This is a genomic window from Mucilaginibacter sp. SMC90 (assembly GCF_022811725.1).
In the GTDB taxonomy this organism is placed as follows: Bacteria; Bacteroidota; Bacteroidia; order Sphingobacteriales; family Sphingobacteriaceae; genus Mucilaginibacter.
The window spans coordinates 7,136,159-7,154,924 of record NZ_CP094527.1 but is presented as its reverse complement, the minus strand read 5'-3'; the positions used below and the strand labels follow the sequence as shown (position 1 = coordinate 7,154,924).

The 18,766-nt window shown below is 41.4% G+C and carries 19 protein-coding genes; 17 read left to right on the top strand and 2 right to left on the bottom strand.

Translation table 11 applies throughout. The features are described from left to right. Positions 1-110 precede the first annotated feature (110 nt). The 17 genes from MTO98_RS29820 (at position 111) to MTO98_RS29740 (ending at position 16,150) form a co-directional block, all read left to right on the top strand. Positions 111-806, top strand: a complete 696-nt coding sequence (locus MTO98_RS29820) for a YjjG family noncanonical pyrimidine nucleotidase (protein ID WP_243482737.1) — start codon at positions 111-113, stop codon at positions 804-806. Continuing rightward, positions 803-1,336 (top strand): DinB family protein, encoded by a 534-nt coding sequence (locus MTO98_RS29815; protein ID WP_243482735.1) that lies wholly within the window; start codon positions 803-805, stop codon positions 1,334-1,336. The genes MTO98_RS29820 and MTO98_RS29815 overlap by 4 nt, the downstream gene beginning before the upstream one ends. 249 nt (positions 1,337-1,585) lie before the next feature. Continuing rightward, positions 1,586-2,440, top strand: a complete 855-nt coding sequence (locus MTO98_RS29810; RefSeq protein WP_243482733.1) for a UDP-2,3-diacylglucosamine diphosphatase — start codon at positions 1,586-1,588, stop codon at positions 2,438-2,440. A gap of 121 nt (positions 2,441-2,561) precedes the next feature. Further along, positions 2,562-3,551, top strand: coding sequence for a glycosyltransferase family protein (locus MTO98_RS29805; RefSeq protein ID WP_243482730.1), 990 nt, complete (start codon positions 2,562-2,564; stop codon positions 3,549-3,551). Positions 3,552-3,811: 260 nt separating this feature from the next. Beyond that, positions 3,812-4,798, top strand: a complete 987-nt coding sequence (locus tag MTO98_RS29800; protein WP_243482728.1) for a DUF6427 family protein — start codon at positions 3,812-3,814, stop codon at positions 4,796-4,798. A gap of 101 nt (positions 4,799-4,899) precedes the next feature. Then, positions 4,900-5,592: a phosphoribosylformylglycinamidine synthase subunit PurQ gene (gene purQ, locus MTO98_RS29795; RefSeq protein ID WP_243482726.1), complete on the top strand. Its 693-nt coding sequence runs from the start codon at positions 4,900-4,902 to the stop codon at positions 5,590-5,592. Then, positions 5,592-6,335, top strand: a complete 744-nt coding sequence (locus MTO98_RS29790) for a type III pantothenate kinase (RefSeq protein ID WP_243482724.1) — start codon at positions 5,592-5,594, stop codon at positions 6,333-6,335. Before purQ ends, MTO98_RS29790 begins: the two co-directional genes overlap by 1 nt. Then, positions 6,328-7,650, top strand: coding sequence for a hypothetical protein (locus MTO98_RS29785; RefSeq protein ID WP_243482722.1), 1,323 nt, complete (start codon positions 6,328-6,330; stop codon positions 7,648-7,650). Before MTO98_RS29790 ends, MTO98_RS29785 begins: the two co-directional genes overlap by 8 nt. Positions 7,651-7,658: 8 nt before the next feature. Further along, complete coding sequence (gene lptC, locus MTO98_RS29780) at positions 7,659-8,237, top strand: LPS export ABC transporter periplasmic protein LptC (RefSeq protein WP_243482720.1); 579 nt, start codon at positions 7,659-7,661, stop codon at positions 8,235-8,237. A gap of 96 nt (positions 8,238-8,333) precedes the next feature. Beyond that, complete coding sequence (locus MTO98_RS29775) at positions 8,334-10,466, top strand: peptidylprolyl isomerase (protein WP_243482718.1); 2,133 nt, start codon at positions 8,334-8,336, stop codon at positions 10,464-10,466. Positions 10,467-10,686: 220 nt separating this feature from the next. Beyond that, entirely contained in the window at positions 10,687-11,202 is a 516-nt protein-coding gene (locus MTO98_RS29770) for a DUF2480 family protein (RefSeq protein ID WP_243482716.1), read from the top strand. Positions 11,203-11,295: 93 nt separating this feature from the next. Then, positions 11,296-12,090, top strand: a complete 795-nt coding sequence (locus MTO98_RS29765; protein ID WP_243482714.1) for a DUF3108 domain-containing protein — start codon at positions 11,296-11,298, stop codon at positions 12,088-12,090. Between the two features lie 13 nt (positions 12,091-12,103). Next, the gene (locus MTO98_RS29760) at positions 12,104-12,667 is read left to right on the top strand and encodes a DUF3109 family protein (protein WP_243482711.1); all 564 of its coding nucleotides are present in this window, start codon (positions 12,104-12,106) and stop codon (positions 12,665-12,667) included. A gap of 143 nt (positions 12,668-12,810) precedes the next feature. Then, positions 12,811-13,947 (top strand): GDP-mannose 4,6-dehydratase, encoded by a 1,137-nt coding sequence (gene gmd, locus MTO98_RS29755; protein ID WP_243482709.1) that lies wholly within the window; start codon positions 12,811-12,813, stop codon positions 13,945-13,947. Between the two features lie 27 nt (positions 13,948-13,974). Continuing rightward, a complete protein-coding gene (locus MTO98_RS29750) occupies positions 13,975-15,561 on the top strand; it encodes a capsule assembly Wzi family protein (RefSeq protein ID WP_243482708.1) in 1,587 nt (528 codons plus the stop codon). 56 nt (positions 15,562-15,617) lie between these two features. Next, complete coding sequence (locus MTO98_RS29745) at positions 15,618-15,836, top strand: hypothetical protein (RefSeq protein ID WP_243482705.1); 219 nt, start codon at positions 15,618-15,620, stop codon at positions 15,834-15,836. Beyond that, a complete protein-coding gene (locus MTO98_RS29740; protein WP_243482703.1) occupies positions 15,821-16,150 on the top strand; it encodes a type II toxin-antitoxin system PemK/MazF family toxin in 330 nt (109 codons plus the stop codon). The genes MTO98_RS29745 and MTO98_RS29740 overlap by 16 nt, the downstream gene beginning before the upstream one ends. A 10-nt stretch (positions 16,151-16,160) precedes the next feature. On the opposite strand, the gene MTO98_RS29735 is transcribed toward MTO98_RS29740, so the two are convergent. Both MTO98_RS29735 and dxs read right to left on the bottom strand, forming a co-directional pair. After that, on the bottom strand, positions 16,161-16,676 hold the full coding sequence (locus tag MTO98_RS29735; protein ID WP_243482701.1) for an alpha-ketoglutarate-dependent dioxygenase AlkB: 516 nt from the start codon (positions 16,674-16,676) through the stop codon (positions 16,161-16,163). A 57-nt stretch (positions 16,677-16,733) separates the two neighbouring features. Continuing rightward, on the bottom strand, positions 16,734-18,665 hold the full coding sequence (gene dxs, locus MTO98_RS29730; RefSeq protein ID WP_243487959.1) for a 1-deoxy-D-xylulose-5-phosphate synthase: 1,932 nt from the start codon (positions 18,663-18,665) through the stop codon (positions 16,734-16,736). Positions 18,666-18,766: the final 101 nt, after the last annotated feature.

Sequence of the window (18,766 nt, the reverse complement as noted above, 5' to 3'; positions counted from 1 at the left end):
GGATTTCGGATGTTCGATTTCGGATTTAGCAATTAAGATTTTTTAATTTTGAATTTTCGATTTCTAAATCAAAAAATAAACAATCCGAAATCGAAATTCCGAAATCCGACATGAAACAATACAAGCACATCTTCTTTGATCTTGACCATACCATTTGGGATTTTGATAAAAATGCCGAAGAGGCCCTGCATGAACTATATGTTATCCATCAGCTTGCTGAAATAGGCCTGCAGTCCGCCGAGTTATTCATTGAAACTTATACCCGCAACAACCACCGCCTTTGGGCGCAATATCACGTTGGCGAAATCACTAAAGATGAATTGCGGGAAGCCCGCTTCAAATCAACTTTTACTGACCTTGGTTTGCACCCTGATTTGATGCCGGCTGATTTTGAGGATGCTTATGTGAAACTTTGCCCTACCAAAACCAACTTGTTTCCGCATGCGCATGAAACGCTGCAATACCTGCAATCAAAATATACACTGCACCTGATCTCGAACGGGTTTAAAGATTCAACCCGCATAAAAATTGCAGGAACGGATTTGGCAAAGTATTTTCAAAACATCATTATTTCTGAGGATGTGGGTGTTAATAAACCCGATAAAGCCATATTTCAACATGCACTTGACCTGGCCGGGGCATTAAAAGAAGAAAGTGTAATGATAGGGGACAGCATTGAAGCCGATATTCGGGGGGCATTGAATTTTGGTATAGACGCCATTTATTTTAACCCGTTCAACGCCGAAAAGCCCCAAGATGTACCCGTGCAGATTGCTCATCTAAAAGAGTTAACTTTACTTTTATGAGTATTGCCAACGAACGTAAAGCTATTGATGCAGCCCTTGATGAATACCGCAGGCAACTGGACCTGATTCCGGATGAGCTCTTTGACGTTACTCCTCCGGATGGCAGCTGGTCGTTCGCCGAAGTTTATAGTCATATCATGCAGGCTACACTTGGCTCGTCAATAGCGCTTGAACGTTGTACACATGGTAATTGCGAACCCACTAAAAAGGGTATTAACTGGGAAGGAAGGATCTTGTTGCTGCTGGGTAAATTTCCGCCGGTTAAAACCAAAGTTCCCAATGCGGTTAATGATAAAATGGCTGCCAATAAGATCAGTAAAGAGGATGCCAAAAACCTCATCATTAAATGCCGTAAGCGTGTTGATACTACCGCACCGCTCATCCCGGCGTCTTCTAACGCAAGCAAATACAAGCATCCGCGGCTGGGAATGCTTAATGCCAAACAATGGTTTAAGTTTATCCGCATCCACTTACAGCACCACCTAAAACAGCTCGACAGAACAAAAAATAAATTTAACACAGCAAAGTAACCTTTTATATTTAATGTAGTCTTAACAGTAGGATAATGTTAAATTTCAGACATTTGTAAAAATCTTTGTAATGAATTTTGAGTATGCTTACTTGGTAGTTATAGGGTTGCTGATACTTGTCGGCTGCTTCTATGCCAGCCCATATGAATTGACAGTTAACGAAGATGAGGACGACGAGTAATCGTTGCTTTATTAAAAATGTTGTTTTCCGGCATACCTTGCCGGCCTGTAAAATAACCCCTTAATTTAATGGCAAAACGCGAAGTTGATATTGTAGTAATATCTGATGTGCACCTTGGCACGTACGGCTGTCACGCAAAAGAATTGCTTAAATATTTAAAAAGCATCAAGCCCAAAATCCTTATCCTTAACGGCGATATTATTGATATTTGGCAATTTAGTAAATCGTACTGGCCCGAAGCCCATATGAAGGTAGTGCGCCGCATTCTTAAGTTTGTTACCGACGGCATCCCGGTTTATTATTTAACCGGCAACCACGATGAAATGCTGCGTAAGTTCACCGATTTTAACATGGGCACTTTTCAGCTGCTTGATAAGCTGGTGTTAAATATCGATGGCAAAAAAGCCTGGATCTTTCACGGGGACGTATTTGACGTTACCATGCAGCACTCCAAATGGCTGGCCAAATTAGGTGCGGTAGGGTACGATACATTAATTTTGATCAACAGTTTTGTAAATTGGTTCCTAACAGCTATCGGCAGGCAAAAAATGAGTTTTTCGCAAAAAGTGAAAGCCCGTTTTAAGGAGGCCGTAAAATTTATTAACCAGTTTGAACAAACAGCGGCCGACCTGGCTGTAGATAAGGAATACGGCTATGTGATTTGCGGGCATATTCACCATGCCGAGATCAGGGAAATTACATCAACCCAAAACACGGGCTCAGTACTTTATCTCAATTCGGGCGATTGGGTAGAAAGCTTAAGCGCGCTGGAATATTACAATGGCAAATGGGAGGTGTTTAAATATAAACCAGACGATTTTAATACAGATACTGATGAAGACGATAAAACCGATTCGGAAGACCTGAATGCGATGCTCGATGTTAAAAATTTATTGGAGCGTTTTAAGCACGAAAATGATTAATTAATACCGAAAACGTTTTTCTTTGCTAAATTAACCCCCTTAATATTGGTGCGGATAAATCAGCATGTCAATACATGTTTTGCCGCACAAGCATCATCCTTTTTGAAAAGAAATTATTTTAATGAAGATACTGTTTGGTATACAGGGAACAGGTAACGGACATATAAGCCGGGCAAGAGAAATTGTTCCTTTGCTGCAGCAATACGGCGAGGTAGATCTGCTGGTGAGCGGCACCGAAGCCGAGGTGTCATTATCGCAGCCCCTCAAATATCGCTTTCATGGCGTAAGTTTTGTATTTGGCACCAATGGCGGGGTAGATAACTGGGCTACCTGGAAAATCATGAACCTGCGCCAGTTTCAGCGCGATCTGCGAAGTCTCCCCTTAAAACAATACGATCTCATCATCAATGATTTTGAACCAGTAAGTGCCTGGGCCTGTAAGTTGCGCGGTGTACCATCGGTATCTTTAAGCCATCAATGTTCATTTGTATCGCCCAACACGCCGCGGCCCGAAAAAAAGGATCCCTTTGCACAGTGGCTTTTAAAAAACTATTCGCCAACTACTTATCATGTGGGCTTTCATTTTGAGCGCTATGATACTTTTATCAATACCCCGGTGATCCGCGGTGAGATCAGGAGGATGGAAACTTCGGATTTGGGGCATTACACTGTTTACCTGCCGGCATATGATGATAAAACCCTTGTAAAATATCTGAGCGCTCAAAAAGAAGTTAAATGGCAGGTATTTTCGAAACGTCAAAAACAAGCTTATCAATCCGGAAACGTAGAGATTTTCCCGGTAAATAATGAAGCTTTTAACAAAAGCCTGGCCAGCTGCACCGGCCTGCTTACCGGCGGCGGCTTTGAAGGCCCGGCCGAAGCCTTGTTTTTACAGAAAAAAGTGATGATGATACCCATGAAAGGGCAATACGAGCAGCAGTGTAATGCGCTTTCGGCCTCTAAGCTGGGAGTTCCGGTGGTGAGCGAAATAAATGATAAGTTCAATGGTCATTTAAATAACTGGATCAACGATAATAAAAAGATCGTAGTTGATTTTCCGGATGAAACTGCCGCCATAGTTGATAAATTGGTAAAGCAATATGCAAGATAGGGTAGGGCTAAAGTAACAGATCACTTAATGATAACAACAAGCACAAGCCCCCATTCTGGCGCAAGTGTTGTGGGTAGGGCTTAAGTAATGGATCAATGAGCCTACGTAAAGCACAAATCCCCAAAGTAAAGAGGCCTTTATTCAGGACTTGAGCTAATGCGGTGAAAATACATTAGGTTCTGGTAATCTTCTAATTCCGTAAATTCTGATTCAGATAGATTTTTCTGCTAATTTTGCAACCGCAAATACGGCCGCACATTATGATCAATCTTTTCCGGAACTATAATCCCTTCAATATCGTGTGGCTGGCCATTTTGCTGCTTGTGCTCCGGATAGGTTTCATGGTGCAAATTCCTGAAAAGGTTGAGTTTATTTTTGTAGAACCATTTGCGAGGCTGCTGGTCCCCGTAAAATATGAATACGCGTTTTCGCCCCTGCTTAATGTGATACTGGCCGGCGGACTTGTATTTGCACAGGCCTTGCTGCTTAACTCATTGATCAATCATCATAACTTATTAGGCAAGCCAACGTTTTTGCCGGCGCTGATGTATATCACACTGTCGGGCTTGTTTACACCATTTTTAACCTTAAGCGCCCCACTCATTTGTAATTTTCTGCTCATTTGGATGCTGTATAAATTGTTTAACCTTTATAAAGGCGATGATGTTAAATCAGCAACTTATGATGTGGGCATGATCGTAGCGGTAGGTTCGCTTGTTTATTTCCCTTTTATTTATTTGTTCCTGGCTATATGGGTGGCACTTATTATATACAGGCCATTCAACTGGCGCGAATGGGTTATTTCAATATTGGGTTATGTAACCGTGTTTTTTTTCCTGGCGGTTATTTATTTTATGAATGATATGCTGCCCAGGTTTAGCCATATCTGGTCGCCTTTGGGCAAAAAATTTCCGGATCATATCAGCATAAATTCTTACAATTACCTGTTGCTGGCGCCGGTTATTTTGATACTGGTACTTTGTTTTTTTAAGCTGCAGCAAAATTTCTTTAAAAGTTACGTGCAGATCCGCAAAACATTTCAGCTGTTGTTTTTTATTTTTTTGATCACAGCGCTCTCATTTTATCTTAATTCGGAATTTCGCCTGAGCCATTTTTTGCTTTGTGCGGTGCCGGCAACCGTGTTTTTTGCCTATTATTTTTTGTACGCAACCAGGCGCTGGTTTTATGAAATCCTGTATTTACTGTTGTTTATCAGCATCATTTACTTTCAGTTTAACAAATTTTAACTTTTACATTCGTCCTTATTTCGGCGGTTATGTTAGTTTTGTAGCCTGAAACTATAACAATAAGCTATTTAGGTTCAACGCCAATTTTTTAAATAATTCTGATGAAGTTTGGAGTAGTTATATTTCCCGGTTCTAATTGTGATGAAGATATCATATACGTATTAGAAAAGGTAATGGGTCAGCAAGTAGTGAGGTTATGGCATAAAGATCATGACCTGCAAGGTGTTGACTTTGTTGTTTTACCTGGTGGTTTTTCATTTGGCGATTATCTGCGTTCAGGTGCCATTTCCCGTTTTTCGCCAATTATGCAGGAGGTTGTCCAGTTTGCTGCAAAAGGTGGTTATGTAATGGGTATTTGCAATGGCTTCCAGATTTTGACCGAAGCCGGTTTGTTGCCTGGTGCTTTATTGCATAATACTAACCGTAAATTTATTTGCCGCAACATTTACTTAAAACCGCAAACATCAAATTCATTACTTACTGCGCAGCTTGATCCGCAGCAGGCATTAAGGATCCCGATTGCACATGGCGAAGGCAACTATTTTGCTGATGCCGATGTGATCAAAGCCCTTAACGATAACGACCAGGTAATGTTCAGGTATTGCGACGAGGCAGGTAATATCACCGCCGACTCAAACCCTAACGGATCATTGGAAAATATAGCAGGCGTTACAAACCTAACCAGGAATGTATTTGGCTTAATGCCGCACCCTGAGCGTGCTGCCGATGGTTTGCTGGCTAATGAGGATGGTTTAGCTATTTTTGAATCTATATTGTCAATAGTTAGGGCTTGATGACCAGTCTGGTTATTGATATCGGTAATACGCTCATCAAAATCGCAGTTTTTAAACTGGATGAAATGCTTGAGGCTAACCAGTATGAAACCATTGATATGCCGGTACTGGATGCTTTGCTTAACAAGTACAATCCTGTTAAGGCAATCATCTCGTCGGTAAAGAAACATACAGAAGCATGGCAGGCCATGCTGGGAAAAAAAATTCCGCTGATACATTTTAATACTTTAATGACCAGCGGAATAAGTAACCACTATTTAACACCGGAAACCCTTGGGCCTGACAGGTTAGCTGCGGTTATCGGCGCATATAATATGTTCCCCGGCCAAAATAGCCTTGTAATTACCGGGGGCACGGCCATCACTTATGATGGTGTTGATGCCGGTGGAAATTATTTTGGCGGCAGTATATCGCCGGGCTTAAATATGCGTTATAAGGCTTTAAATAATTATACGGCGGGTTTGCCGCTTATTGAGGCGGATACGGATTTTAATACGCCATACGGAAATAATACAACAACCGCTATCCGTTCGGGAGTACAAAACGGAGTAAAATATGAGCTTATCGGTTTTATTGAAAGCTATAAAACCATGGGCGAACAACTGAATATTATACTAAGCGGGGGCGACAGCATTTTTTTTGATACTCTACTGAAAAATAGCATCTTTGCCCGCTACATAAAAATTGAACCATATTTGGTTTTAAAAGGTTTAAACGAAGCTATACAAAAGCATAATGATTAAATATACCCGGTTTTTTATAACACTTTTATTGGCTGTTGCCGCTTTTTCAGCACATGCGCAATCAACGGCAACCTCAAGCTCTCCATATTCACGTTACGGTATAGGCGATATTGATCCTCAGTTAATGGGCCAAAATATAGGTATGGGCGGCATTAGCGTAGCTACCAATAGGATAGGTTTTTTTAATAATATCAACGTTGTAAACCCTGCTTCATACGGTGCAGTTAATTTAACAACTATTGATGTTGGTTTGTATGCTAACTTTTTAAGCCTGAGCCAAACAGGTTCGGCCAGCCAAAAAAACAGCAATTTCAGGCTTAACCATATTGCATTTGCTATTCCTACTTCAAAACGTTCGGCCTTGAGCTTTGGTTTATTGCCATACAGCGAGCGTGGTTATAACTATACAAAATCGGTAAATAAATTAGGTACATCCGGCTCACCTGCCGATACTAACGTAACCAATTATAGCTATAGCGGTGATGGTAGCTTATCAAAAGCATATTTGGGATATGGTTTTGGCATAGGCAAACACCTGTTATTAGGTGCAAACGTATCATACATATTTGGTAATATAAAAGATATTGCCACTACCGAAATACCAGGCCTTGCAGGCGCTATAAATTCGAAAATTGAATCAAGCAACGCTATAGGCGGCATTAACTATGATTATGGTTTGCAGTATTCATTTGATTTTTCTGAAACCAAGCACCTTGTTTTAGGCTATTCGGCCTCGGCCGGTACAAAGCTGCACACGCAAAGCAGCTTTGTTGTAAGCCAGTATTTTAATGATTCAAACGGAAATCAGGATATAGCTGCTGATAGTGTGGTTAGCACAACCGGGCCCAAATCAAAATTGAAATTACCGCAGATCAACAGGTTTGGTATCTCTTTTCAAAGCGACGGCAAGTTTCTTGTTGGTGCCGATTATTCAATGGGTAAATGGTCTGATTTATCAATTGCCGGTGTAAACCAGGGTTTACAGGATAGCAAAACTTTCAATATCGGTGGTTCATATACCCCAAACATCTCAACTATCAGAAACTATCTTGCAACAGTTGATTATCGAATAGGTGCAATATATGATCAAACCTATATGCACATCAACGGCACAACAATTAAACGCTATGCCGGTACTGTAGGTTTAGGTTTACCGTTGCGTTCAAATAACGGAAGCTACTACAAAATCAATATCGCTGCCGAAGTTGGCCAGCGTGGTTCATTGGTTAACGGTTTAGTTAAAGAAAACTACGTAAACATCCATCTTGGTTTTACACTTAACGATAAGTGGTTTACCAGGTATAAATTTGATTAATCGCCGTAATGAGCCGTCCTGCAGTTAATATACCGGCTTTATGCCTGTTATTGTTGCCATTGGCGGCTTTTATATCCTCGTGCGAAAACGATCTGAAAAAAGTTAGGGAATTATCGGCTAACGAGGTTGATACCGTTGCCCAGCGCAGTACAGGGCTTGATTTGATCATGAGCGATTCGACCAAGGTCGAGATCCATCTTACCGCTCCGCTGATGATCGAATACCAGATCAAGAAGCCTTATAAAATTATGCCCAAAGGCGTAAAGATCGATTACTATGACCGCGCTACAGGTCAGTTTGCCGGTGATATAATTGCCGATACGGGCATTAACCGGGAGCAGGAGAAGCTTATCGAATTTCATGGCAATGTTGTTGCAACCAATGCCAAAGGCGAGACATTTAAATCAAATGAATTGTTTTGGGACCAGGTAACCAAGCGCGTTTACTCCAATAAGCCGGTACAGGCCACCCTAAGTGGCGGTAACGTTATGAATGGCGATACCTTTGAAAGCGATGACAAGTTGTTGAACCCTTCCTTTAAAAGCAGTACCGGCATATTTCACGTAGATGAAAAAGCTACACAATAATGACTTTTTTTAACGAAAAATTTGTGTTATAGAATTTTAGTAAAAATTGTATCTTGCGCGCTCTTTAAAAAAGAATAGAATAATTATAAATGTAATATGGGTATAATGGGTTTTTTGCGCGAAAGGATGGGGAAAATTCTCGCATTCTTTATTGGTTTCGCGCTGCTTGCATTTATTGTGAGCGAAGTTGTAAGATCGGGCGGTTCCTTTTTCAGGGACGATAGTAACGAGCTTGCCGTTGTTAACGGCGAAAAAGTGCCCTATGACAAATTCAATGAAAAGCTGGAACAAAATTCGGCACAGTTTAAACAACAGGGACAGAGCATTTCTCCGCAGATAGCAAGCTACTTGCAGGAAACCACCTGGAACCAGTATTTAAGCCAGTTGCTGATAGGCAAAGAAATTGAAAAACTTGGCCTTAATGTTGGCGATGATGAGTTAAGCGTGATGGTTGGCGATAATAATCCAGACCCGCAAATTGCCCGTCAGTTTGCCGATCAGCAAACCGGCCAGTTTGACCGCAGCAGGTACAACCAGTTTAAAGCCTACCTTCAATCAGGCAAGGCCGATCCTGCTCAAAAAGAAGCATGGAATAACTTTGTTAAAGATTTGATCGAAGCTAAAAAAGCTACTAAATACATGACCTTGGTTACCAACGGCCTGTATGTAAATTCGCTTGAAGCCACAGATGATTACGAAGCAAAAAACAAGCTGGCTAACTTTAAATACGTATCTCTTGATTATACTTCGATCCCTGATGCTAAAGTTACTTTAACAGATGGTGATTACAGCGCGTACTATGATGCCCACAAAGCTTCCTTTAAAACTCCGCAGGAGCTAAGGGATTTTGAATATGTTAGCTTTAATGCAGCTCCTTCAAAAGAAGATAGCGCGGCAGTTAAACAACAGGCAGAAAAATTAGCGAATGATTTCAAAACCACTCCTAACGATTCGCTTTTTGTGCAGATCAATGCCGAAACAAAAGCTCCTTTAGCTTATCAGCGTAAAGGCAGCCTTGATCCTAAACTGGATACTACGATGTTTAGTGCAGCTAAAGGATTTGTTTATGGTCCATATCTTGAAAACGGCAGCTACAAAGTAGCTAAACTGGTTGATACCAAAACTACTTTTGATTCGGTTAAAACCAGGCACATTCTGATCGATCTTGCATCTGCAGGCGGTGATGATAATAAAGCTAAAACTAAAGCAGATTCAATTAAGAAATTGATACAGGGCGGTAAATCATTTGCCGAATTGGCCTCTACTTTCTCTGCCGATAAAGGCAGCGCCGCAAAAGGCGGTGATATTCCTGCATTTGATGCTAATGGCGCAATGGGTGCCGGTCAGGGTAATTTAGTTCCTGAATATACCAATGCTGCTTTTAAAGCAAGCAAAGGCGAAATCATTGTTGTAAAATCACAGTTTGGTTATCATGTTATCCAGGTTGAAGATCAAAAAGGTTCTGTTAAACTGGTTAAAGTTGGTGTGGTTGATAAGCCGTTAACCGCAAGCAGCAAAACCCAAACAGTTGCTTACAGCAAAGCGCAGGGATTTTTAGCTTCATTAACATCTGATAACTTTGAAGCTGAAGCTAAGAAAGAAGGTTTAAAGCCACGTACTGCCGAAGATGTTACTGCAATTGCTTCTGGTTTGCCAGGCTTAGATAATGCACGTGATGTAGTTAGATGGGCTTACAAAGCCGAAAAAGGTGATATCACTGATAAAGTATTTACCGTGGGCGATCAGTATATTGTAACCCGCCTTACCGAAATCAAACCTAAAGGTACTTTAGCACTTGAAGCTATTAAAAAGCAGATTGAGCCAATGGTACGTAACGAGGTTAAAGCTAAACAACTGAAAGAGAAATTTGATGCAGCCATTAATGGTGGTGCTTCAATTGACCAGGTTGCTCAAAAAGTAGGCGGCAAGGTAGTTCCGGTTGAAAACATTGTGTTTGCCAACCCTATTATCCCTGGCCAGTCTGCAGAGTACAAAGTTATCGGTTCAATTTTTGGTTCGGCTATCAACAAAATTTCAAAACCTGTTGATGGAACACAAGGTGTTTATGTATTTGTAGTTAACGGTTTCACCAACCCGCCTGCACTTGCTAATGCCATTAAACAAAAAGAGCAAATTAACCAGGCGCTTTTACAACGCTCACAAGGTTTGGTGCTGGATGCATTAAAAGATAATGCAATTGTAAAAGATAACAGGGCTAAATTCTTCTAAACAAAATTTAAAGTAAATTTGCATCCGGGAATAGCATGAAGCTGTTCCCGGATTTTTTGTTTTATATACAGGCTATTAAGTTTTAACATAGCCATTAAATAAAATCATAATCAAACTTTAAGCCTTTTGCGTTTGGCTTTTATATAATAACATTAATAATCAATCAAGCTAATTAGCTTTAAGCCTTGCGCATTTTGCTTTTAGCTTTCATATAAATGATATGGATATACAGGAAAACATAATAAACAAGGTAGCTCAAAGTGGCCTTGTTACTTTAGACCCGGCTTCGTTTTATCCCGCAGGCGACCGTGTTATTTATGATATAAAGGATAACCTGTTCCATGGCCTCATTTTGCGTGAGAAAGATTTCAGGGATTTTATAAAAGAACATGACTGGACACAATACGAGGGCAAGAACGTAGGCATCACCTGCACTGCCGATGCTATTGTACCTGCGTGGGCATATATGCTGCTGGCCAACCGTATGGCCCCTTATGCACGCGAAATTGTTTTTGGTGACAAAGAGGTGTTAGAAACCGTACTTTTTGAAAAAGAAATAGCTAAAGCCGATTTTGAACAGTATCGCGGGCAACGCATTGTGCTGAAAGGTTGCGGCGACACGGAAGTGCCGGTATCTGCTTATGTAGAGCTTACCAAAAAGCTAACTGCGGTAGTTAAAAGCCTCATGTTTGGCGAGCCATGCTCAACTGTACCTATCTATAAGCGTAAGGATTAAGTATTTAAACAGTAGTACGCAATAAAAAAGGCTTTAAACCATTTATAATAGCAGTTGTCATATCTCAAGCCCCGTTAAAGAGGCTATTAATCAATGAAAAAACTGCTGATAAATAAATATTTTTTTACTGTACTGCTTTTTATGGCCTGTTGCCGGGTAGGATTTACCCAGGAGTTGAAAAAGATCAATGAATCTATTTTTAAACCTGGCGAACAGCTGGAATACAAAATGAAATACGGTTTATTTACTGCCGCCGAGGCTACCATCAGGGTAGAGGCGAGCGATAAAAAGTTTAATGACCGCCCTGCATTTCATCTTGTTGCCGAAGGTAAAACGGCAGGTTCTTTTGACTTGTTTTACAAGGTCAGGAACCGCTATGAGTCATACGTTGACGAAACTACACTGATGCCCTATTTTTATACCGAGAACAGGCGTGAGGGCAAATACAGGCATACAGATAATGTTACCTTTGATCAGAAAGATAAAAAGGTAACGGCAAACAAAGGGACATTTGCGTACAAGGGCGAGTCCTTTGATTTTGTATCGGCATATTACTTTGCACGGGCCATAGATGTTTCAAAGCTGCACCAGGGAGAGACGTTTGATCTGCAATACTTTTTGGAAGATGGGTTTCACAGTATGCAGATAACCTATGTTGGTACCGAAACAGTTGAGTGTTCGCTTGGTAAGTTTAATTGTCTTAAATTTAGCCCGGCAATTATCCCGGGGCGTATTTTTCGGAAAAACAGTAAGTTGTACCTTTGGGTTACCAATGACAGGAACAGGATCCCGGTAAAAGCCCACGTTGAAGTGCTGATAGGCAGCGTGACAATGGACTTGAAATCGGCCTCTGGACTTAAATATCCTTTGAACCCTATTAAAGATTGATTTTAAAAAGATAATGATTGAGGTTGGCAATGTATTACTGCACGAGGATGTGGTAAAAGAGAATTTTGTATGTAATTTAAATAAATGCAAGGGGGCCTGCTGCCTTGAAGGCGACTCGGGGGCACCTCTTAATGCCGATGAGCTTGATATCCTGAAAGAGATCTATCCCAAAGTAAAGCCCTATCTTACCGCAAAAGGGATTAAAACCATAGAAAAGGACGGAGTTTATGTAACCGATTTTGAAGGAGATTATACTACGCCATGTGTTGATACCAATAAGGAATGTGCCTACGTAATATGGGAAAACGGTATTACCAAATGTGGTATTGAAAAGGCATATGAAGAAGGTGCCATTAGCTGGAAAAAGCCTATCTCATGCCATTTATATCCCATCCGCATTACTTCATACCCGGAGTTTGACGTTTTAAACTACGACCGCTGGAATATCTGCAGCCCGGCCTGTTCATTTGGGGATGAGTTAAAAGTGCGCGTCCATGAATTTTTGAAAGGTCCGCTTATCCGTAAATACGGGGCCGATTGGTATAAGGAATTGGAAGATACCGTAGCCGGGATTTAATTTTTCAATATATCAAGGGCAATATTCCTGATCATTTAACAGTAGCACAACACCGGCCTGCTCCTATATATTGAGCCTAATAGGGGTAATTACAATAAAATTGGATATTATTGTACTACATAATATATGTACGGTCATTATTAATGAAAAAGGCTTTAATAACAGGAATAACGGGGCAGGATGGAGCTTATTTAGCAGAGTTTTTGCTGAAGAAGGGCTATGAAGTGCATGGGGTTAAACGCCGCTCATCGTTACTAAATACCGACAGAATAGACCATTTGTACCATGATCCGCATGAGCCTGATGTTAAGTTCAGGCTGCATTATGGTGATCTTACCGATTCAACTAACCTGATCCGGCTTATTCAGGAAGTTCAGCCCGACGAAATTTATAACCTTGCAGCTCAGAGCCATGTAAAAGTGAGTTTTGAAACCCCCGAATACACTGCTAATGCAGATGGTGTTGGTGTGCTGCGCATCCTTGAAGCAGTAAGGCTGCTGAACCTCACTCAAAAAACACGCGTTTATCAGGCCTCCACGTCCGAACTTTATGGTTTGGTGCAGGCAGTGCCACAAAGTGAAGCCACTCCTTTTTATCCGCGTTCGCCTTACGCTGTGGCAAAACTATATGGCTATTGGATTGTAGTTAACTATCGCGAAGCTTATGGTATGTATGCCTGCAACGGAATCCTTTTTAACCACGAAAGTCCGGTAAGGGGCGAAACCTTTGTTACGCGTAAAATTACCCGGGCGGTGTCAAAAATAGGGTTTGGCCTGCAAAACTGTTTGTATGTAGGCAATCTTTCGGCACAACGCGATTGGGGACATGCCAAAGATTATGTTGAAGCCATGTGGTTGATGCTGCAGCAGGAAACAGCCGAAGATTTTGTAATAGCAACCGGCGTAACCACCACCGTGCGCGATTTTATCAGGATGGCATTTATGGAGTTGGGCATTGAGGTTGAATTTAGCGGAAAAAATGAGAACGAGCGCGGCGTGATCATTGATATTGATGAAGAAAGGGTTATTGCGCTTGGATTAAATTTGGATGCTTTAAGGTTTGGACAAACGGTTGTAAAGGTTGATCAGCGATATTTCAGGCCAACGGAAGTTGACCTGTTGATTGGCGACCCGGCCAAAGCTTATACCAAATTGGGCTGGAAACCTAAATATGACCTGCAGGCACTGGTAACTGATATGGTGCTTTCAGATTTGCAGCTGGTGAAGAAAGACGAATACCTGAAAAAAGGCGGTTTTAACACGCTTAATTATTTTGAATAACAATGGCAAAAACCATATAAACGATATATGAAGAGAATATTTACAAGCATTATTTTATTGTTTTTGATAAGCGGGCTTGCGAAAGCCCAGTCCGACTATCAACCCTATAATTACCAGTTTTATCAAAAACTTAACGAAGATGTTTATTCAACCAAAACGCGTGTACATAGCTCATTAAAGCCATTCATGGTTGACGATTCGCTTTTGAAAACTCATTATGATTCGTTAATGAACATGAATGGGATTAAAGGCCGCTTCTTTAACGAGCACCAGATTGATGTAAAGACCAGTAACTCTACTTTTTATGCCGATCTGTTACCTGACTTTAATTTGAGCCGTGATTTTTCGGATAAAAAGAATACCAATTTTGGTACACTCGGAATTCAATTTGGCGGAACCTTCGGGAAAAACTTTTCATATAACGTGGCCGGTTATGAAAACCGCGCAGTGTTGCCCAATTATCTGCAAACTTATGTTAACCAGGTAGGCATATCGCCAGGACAGGCATACGCAGGCATTTACGGTAATGAGTATCGTTGGTCATATATTACGGCAAACGTATCTTATACTCCTATAAAATTTTTGAATATCAGTGCTGGTCGCGATAAAACTTTTATTGGAGATGGTTATCGCTCGTTGTTATTATCTGACTATGCGTCGCCATATCCTTTTTTTAAGTTAACAGCAACATTAGGCAATGTGCGGTACATGGCCATGTGGACTTATTTTGATGACCCGCTTTCTGTGAAGGTGGATAATGGCGACAGGAAAAAATTTGGTGTGTTTCATTATTTAGATTGGAATGTAACTAACAGACTGTCACTCGGCTTTTTTGATGCCGTAGTTTGGGCTGCTAAAGATGATTTAGGCCATAAGCGCGGGTTTGATTTTACTTATATAAACCCGGTAATATTTTTAAGGCCGGTTGAAGCCTCAAACGGCTCGCCTGATAATGCTTTAATAGGGTTTACTGCCAAGTATAAGCTAACTGATGGTATTACCGCATACGGTCAGTTTGCACTTGATGAATTTGAATCATCAAGTTTTTTTTCAAGCAAAGGGAGCTCACGCAATAAATATGGTTTTCAGTTGGGTATAAGGGGCGCAAACCTGTTTAACGTTAAAGGCTTAAACTATTTGCTCGAAACAAACAATGTTAAGCCATATACTTATTCGGAGCGTTCTTCTGTGATCAATTATACCGAAAATGGTGAGCCTATAGGGCATCCATGGGGCGCTAATTTCCGCGAGGCGGTTGGGTTGCTTAATTATTCATACAAACGGTTTGACTTTACCGGCGAGGTTGATTACGGGCACTACGGGCTTGACGTTAATGGCCTGAACTATGGTAAAGACCCATTTCAGGGATATCGCGATCCTGCAAGGCAAAACGGCAATTATACAGGGCAGGGTTTAACAACCAATATGGTATATATGGAAGGAAAAGTAGCCTATTTAATTAACCCTAAATACAACTTGAGGTTTGAACTGGGCGGCTTGATCCGCAGAGATAAAAATGATCAGTTTAATGATAAAACTTCGATGCTGACATTTGGTATCCGCAGTTCGTTCCGTGCTGTGTATAATGATCTGGTGAGTTATAAAGCGCATTGATGATATATTCAATATTATACCGATATAATTAAATTTTACTTTTAGTATATTTGAATATGATCAGAACAGTGGTAAAGCCGAGCAATCGTAACATATCAATTAATTTACCCGAAGAATTTGTTGGTAAACAAGTGGAGGTTATTGCATTTACCATTGAGGAAGCCGATAGCACTATCGAAAGTATGGACAATATCACAACCCATTTTGCAACAGAAGCAGTTTTGGCTAAAAGTTGGTTGACAGCAGAAGAAGATGAGGCATGGCAGGATTTGTAAAAGGAGATATTGTAGTTATTCCATTTCCTTTTTCTGATTTAACTGGTAGCAAGAAGAGACCGGCTTTAGTGTTAGCCGATTTACAGGGCGATGACATTATATTATGCCAGATAACGAGCCAGCAAAGCAAAGATACCTATGCTATTGCTATTGATCAGACTGATTTTGTGAAAGGATCTTTACCCGTAGCCTCAAATATTCGCCCTTCGCGTATTTTTACTGCTAATAAAAATATGATCATACGCACGGCCGGTACATTAAAAAGCACAAGCTTCACAAAAGTTTCAGGTGCGATTATCAAGCTTTTGACATAGACAAACTTGGTTAGCCGCTGATTTTTCGGAATGTTAGGCTTATCCTCCCGTTTTCGGTATCCGATGGCGGTATGGCATGCTCCCATTGCTCCTGAACTTCTTGTGTCATATATATCAGGCTACCTGATGCAAGCTCATAATTAACAAATTCATCCTTATTTTCGATATTTCGGAACCTAAAAGTTCGCGGTTCTCCTACCGAAATAATTGCGACGCCAGTACCAGGATAAAGAATATCTGTTTGGTCAGAATGGTATCCCATCTTGGCCTTTCCATCAAGGTAATAATTCAAAAGGCAATTGTTAGGCTCAAAAGCAAGCGTGTTTGCAAGTTGTTGTATGATTACATACAACTCGGGCAAAAATTGCCGAAATGGATAGCTTATTTGCGAATAGTTATAAGCCACACCGTAGCTGGCAGTTTTCCGAGCCGCCATTCGCTCGTCCCAAACAATGTTCATTGTCAGGAAACTGAATAGTGACGCAGGATCAGCAATGAAATTTTCTATATAAAGTATGCCTTCCATTTATCTGAAAAATGATTGAAAGAAAAGCTTCTTCTATACAATTATGAAGCCCGGCATTTACGATGCTATATTATTCACATTTCGCTTTTCGGCCATGCTGCGTACTTGCTGGGCTATGCCACTGGCATTAAACCCACATTCGGCCCAAAGTTCAGGCTGGTCGCCGTGTTCAATGAATTTATCAGGAATGCCCAGGCGTTTAACCCGGATGTTAGTGTAGCCGTTGTCGGCCATAAACTCGAGCACCGCGCTGCCCATGCCGCCTTCAATACAGCCATCCTCAACGGTAATTACTTTATTGAAGTTTTTGAATACTTCATGCAGTAAAGCTTCATCAAGCGGTTTTACAAACCGAAGATCGTAATGGGCAGGATTGTACCCTTCGGCATTAAGTTCGGCTGTGGCTTTAACTACTTCGTTGCCTATAGCCCCGATAGAGAGGATCGCTACATCATCACCATCACAAACCTTGCGGCCTTTACCTACTGGGATAGCTTTGAACGGACGCTGCCAGTCAACCATAACGCCGTTGCCGCGTGGATACCTGATTACAAACGGCCCCATGTTTTCCTGCTGGGCAGTAAACATCAGGTTGCGGAGCTCTTCCTCGTTCATGGGCGCAGATACGATCATGTTTGGTATACAGCGCATGTATGCCATGTCATAAGCGCCATGGTGCGTGGCCCCGTCTGCTCCGGCAAAACCGGCACGGTCAAGACAAAATATTACATTGAGCTTTTGTATAGCTACGTCATGGATCACCTGATCATATGCCCGTTGCATAAAGCTGGAATAGATGTTACAAAAAGGAATAAGCCCCTGAGTTGCTAAACCTGCAGAAAATGTTACCGCATGCTGTTCGGCAATGCCCACGTCAAACGCTCGGTTCGGCATAGCCTTCATCATAAGGTTCAGTGAACAACCTGAAGGCATTGCCGGGGTAATACCCATTATTTTAGGGTTTTGCTCGGCAAGTTCAATTATGGTATGCCCAAATACATCCTGAAATTTAGGTGGCTGAGGCTTATCGTATTTAGTTTTTTTGATCTCTCCGGTGATCTTGTCAAACAAGCCGGGAGCGTGCCATTTGGTTTGGTCTTTTTCGGCAAGGGCATAGCCTTTCCCTTTTACTGTGATGCAGTGCAGTAATTTAGGGCCCGGGATATCGCGCAGGTCCTTCAATACCTTTATCAGATGATTTACATCATGGCCGTCAATAGGGCCAAAATACCTGAACTTAAGGGCTTCAAAAAAGTTGCTGCGTTTAAGCAGTGTGCCTTTGATGCTTTTTTCAAGCTTTTGAGCTATTTTAAAAGCATCAGGCCCAATTGATGATAACTTGGCAAGCACATGGGCGATATCGTCTCTGAAGCGATTATATGGCTTTGAGGTAGTGATGTCGGTCAGGTATTCTTTTAACGCGCCAACATTAGGGTCGATGGCCATGTTATTATCATTCAGGATCACCAGGAGGTTTGAGTTTTCGATACCAGCGTGGTTAAGTGCTTCAAAAGCCATACCTGCGGTCATCGAGCCATCGCCTATCACAGCTACGTGCTGCCTGTCGGTTTCGCCTTTATATTGGGAAGCAACAGCCATACCCAGCGCTGCTGATATAGATGTTGATGAGTGGCCTACACCAAAAGTATCATATTGACTCTCCGAGCGTTTTGGAAACCCGCTAATACCACCGTGAATGCGGTTGGTGTGAAACTCGTCGCGGCGGCCGGTAAGTATTTTGTGGCCGTAGGCCTGGTGGCCAACATCCCAAACTAACTGATCATATGGCGTATTAAGCACATACTGCAGCGCTACTGTAAGTTCAACCACGCCAAGGCTTGCAGCAAAGTGCCCGCCATTAACTGATACCACGTCAATAATATACTGGCGTAGTTCCTTGCATACCTGTTCAAGCTCATTTTCATTAAGTGGCTTTAAATCAGATGGATAATTTATTTTTTGTAATAAATTCCCGGCCGGTACCTGCATTGACATTTGTAAGGATATTTAACCTGCAAAATAAACTAATTATTGTTAAAGTAAGGACATATAAATGTATTAATTGTTTTGCAGGTACGCTGTATGCCGCG

Coding starts and splice junctions, on each gene's coding strand:
- MTO98_RS29820 (WP_243482737.1), top strand. CDS start 111: ATGAAACAATACAAGCACATCTTCTTTGATCTTGACCATACCATTTGG.
- MTO98_RS29815 (WP_243482735.1), top strand. CDS start 803: ATGAGTATTGCCAACGAACGTAAAGCTATTGATGCAGCCCTTGATGAA.
- MTO98_RS29810 (WP_243482733.1), top strand. CDS start 1,586: ATGGCAAAACGCGAAGTTGATATTGTAGTAATATCTGATGTGCACCTT.
- MTO98_RS29805 (WP_243482730.1), top strand. CDS start 2,562: ATGAAGATACTGTTTGGTATACAGGGAACAGGTAACGGACATATAAGC.
- MTO98_RS29800 (WP_243482728.1), top strand. CDS start 3,812: ATGATCAATCTTTTCCGGAACTATAATCCCTTCAATATCGTGTGGCTG.
- purQ (WP_243482726.1), top strand. CDS start 4,900: ATGAAGTTTGGAGTAGTTATATTTCCCGGTTCTAATTGTGATGAAGAT.
- MTO98_RS29790 (WP_243482724.1), top strand. CDS start 5,592: ATGACCAGTCTGGTTATTGATATCGGTAATACGCTCATCAAAATCGCA.
- MTO98_RS29785 (WP_243482722.1), top strand. CDS start 6,328: ATGATTAAATATACCCGGTTTTTTATAACACTTTTATTGGCTGTTGCC.
- lptC (WP_243482720.1), top strand. CDS start 7,659: ATGAGCCGTCCTGCAGTTAATATACCGGCTTTATGCCTGTTATTGTTG.
- MTO98_RS29775 (WP_243482718.1), top strand. CDS start 8,334: ATGGGTATAATGGGTTTTTTGCGCGAAAGGATGGGGAAAATTCTCGCA.
- MTO98_RS29770 (WP_243482716.1), top strand. CDS start 10,687: ATGGATATACAGGAAAACATAATAAACAAGGTAGCTCAAAGTGGCCTT.
- MTO98_RS29765 (WP_243482714.1), top strand. CDS start 11,296: ATGAAAAAACTGCTGATAAATAAATATTTTTTTACTGTACTGCTTTTT.
- MTO98_RS29760 (WP_243482711.1), top strand. CDS start 12,104: ATGATTGAGGTTGGCAATGTATTACTGCACGAGGATGTGGTAAAAGAG.
- gmd (WP_243482709.1), top strand. CDS start 12,811: ATGAAAAAGGCTTTAATAACAGGAATAACGGGGCAGGATGGAGCTTAT.
- MTO98_RS29750 (WP_243482708.1), top strand. CDS start 13,975: ATGAAGAGAATATTTACAAGCATTATTTTATTGTTTTTGATAAGCGGG.
- MTO98_RS29745 (WP_243482705.1), top strand. CDS start 15,618: ATGATCAGAACAGTGGTAAAGCCGAGCAATCGTAACATATCAATTAAT.
- MTO98_RS29740 (WP_243482703.1), top strand. CDS start 15,821: ATGGCAGGATTTGTAAAAGGAGATATTGTAGTTATTCCATTTCCTTTT.
- MTO98_RS29735 (WP_243482701.1), bottom strand. CDS start 16,676: ATGGAAGGCATACTTTATATAGAAAATTTCATTGCTGATCCTGCGTCA.
- dxs (WP_243487959.1), bottom strand. CDS start 18,665: ATGCAGGTACCGGCCGGGAATTTATTACAAAAAATAAATTATCCATCT.